Origin of the sequence: Mesorhizobium sp. M7A.F.Ca.US.014.04.1.1 (assembly GCF_003998745.1) — a bacterium.
GTDB classification, from domain to species: domain Bacteria; phylum Pseudomonadota; class Alphaproteobacteria; order Rhizobiales; family Rhizobiaceae; genus Mesorhizobium; species Mesorhizobium ciceri.
On record NZ_RZRW01000824.1, the window covers coordinates 1 to 1,890 of the forward strand.

Sequence of the window (1,890 nt, forward strand, 5' to 3'; positions counted from 1 at the left end):
CCTTGACCGTCCGACCGAGGCGGCACCGCGTCCGCGCGGCGATGCCAACGCCCGCACGCCGCAGGGTGGCTGGGTGCGCGATCTGCTGACCGCGGCATCGAACGATGAGGACCTCAGGTCGGCAGCTCCCCCAGCGACTGCGGAAGCGCCCCGCGCTACGCCTGCCCAGCGATCGCCCCTTCATGTCGTCGAATCGCTGAACTCGCTCTCCGTCGATATCGCGCGGGCCATCGACCACGATGCTTCGATCGAGCTGTGGAACCGCTACCGGCGCGGCGAGCGTGACGTGTTCACAAGGCGGCTCTACACGCTGAAGGGTCAGCAGACGTTCGACGAGATCCGTCGCAAGTATCAGGCCGAGGCCGAGTTCCGCGCCGCCGTCGACCGCTACTGCGACGATTTCGAGAAGCTGCTCAAGGATGTCTCACGCAACGACCGCGACAACATCATGGCGCAGACCTACCTGACGTCGGACACCGGCAAGGTCTACACCATGCTGGCGCATGCGAGCGGCCGCCTGCACTAAGACGGGAATTGAACAGGCGGGCCATGGTCCCGCCTGTGCCTGCTCTAACGTCCGGCACGCGTTGAACCTGCCCGCAACAGGTCTTGCGAGACTATCGATGCCTTCGGAATCCGCCCTAAGTCGATCTCCCGACGGCGCTATAATTCATCCACAGTACCGCTGCCCTAACGCTCGCAGGGTGTGATCGTGAAGACGGCAATCATTTTCGACTGCGAGTTTCTTTGCCTGGAGGGCTCGCAACGCAGATTCTGGTGCGCGGCCCACGATCCCGACCCGGTGATCGCACAGATCGGCGCCGTCAGGCTTGGACTTGAAGGCGACTTCCCCCTGCTCGGAACACACAAGGCCTATATCAAACCGGTCGACCGGTTTGGTCAGAGATACGCCTTGGACCCATTCTTCACCAAACTGACCGGCATCACCGAGGAAGATTTGGAGACAAAAGGGGTGGCACTAGGGGATGCCCTCGCCGACATCGATCGTTTTTCCGAAGGGGCGCGATTCTGGTCCTGGGGCAAGGACGAATTGAACATGATCGCCATCAGCTGCTATGTCGGGGGCATTCAGCCTTCGATCCCGGCCACCCGGTTTGACAACGCCGTCAAGCTGCTGATCGCAGCCGGAATGCCGATCGAGGATCTGGCGAGAACGCCGAGCAACAAGCTTGCGGATTACTACGGCGTCAAGCACCCGCCATTGCAGGGGCACGATGCGCTCGATGACGCGCTGTCCGTGACCTACACCCTGCAGCACCTGATGAAGACCGGAAAGCTCCGGCCGGAGATCTTCGACCACTTGTAGGTAGAGAAGCCTGATGGGATTCCGGCGCGCGTCGCGCTCAGATCACCGAATCCGTCCAGCGCACGATCTGCCCGGCGGCGTCGCCGAACGCCTTGTCGAGTGCGCTGACATAAGCAGGATTGTCGCTGCCCGAGACGGGTGCGGCTGCGGTGAAGCTCTTGGAAGCACGGACCTCGCCGTTGCGATCGTTCAGGATCCGCACGAACAGATCGACCTCGGCATGTTCGCCGCCGTCGACCCGAACCTCGAATGAGCGGATCTCGACGATCACCTGATAGTCGATCGCCAGGCCCTCGCCCGGCTTGCCGACGCCGGCAAAGCTGCCCGATCGCTGGAAGGTCTCGGCCAGCCGCGCCTGCACGATCAGCGGCAGCCGGTCAGCCCATTGCGCGCCCTTGAGATACTGGATCGAACGATCCGACGGCTTGATGACGATGTTCTGGCTGTCCAGCGCCTTGAGCGCCGACGGCTGCGCGATCAGGATCTGGCGGCGGCTGTGGCCATGCGCGTCGACCGACGGCGCCGACAGCTCGAACGTATCGAGCGGCGCGGGCTTGCCGCCC

The 1,890-nt window shown here is 63.3% G+C and carries 3 protein-coding genes; 2 read left to right on the plus strand and 1 reads right to left on the minus strand.

Annotated elements, in window-relative coordinates; translation table 11 throughout:
* A partial coding sequence (locus EOA22_RS31945; RefSeq protein ID WP_164756124.1) for a hypothetical protein occupies window positions 1–526 on the plus strand: 526 nt, incomplete at its 5' end.
* Window positions 527–712: 186 nt separating this feature from the next.
* Window positions 713–1,327, plus strand: coding sequence for a 3'-5' exonuclease (locus tag EOA22_RS31950; RefSeq protein WP_063170226.1), 615 nt, complete (start codon window positions 713–715; stop codon window positions 1,325–1,327).
* 37 nt (window positions 1,328–1,364) lie between these two features.
* Here the strand turns inward: EOA22_RS31950 and EOA22_RS31955 are convergent.
* The coding region (locus EOA22_RS31955) for an ABC-type transport auxiliary lipoprotein family protein (protein WP_127390520.1) at window positions 1,365–1,890 on the minus strand (526 nt) is incomplete at its 5' end.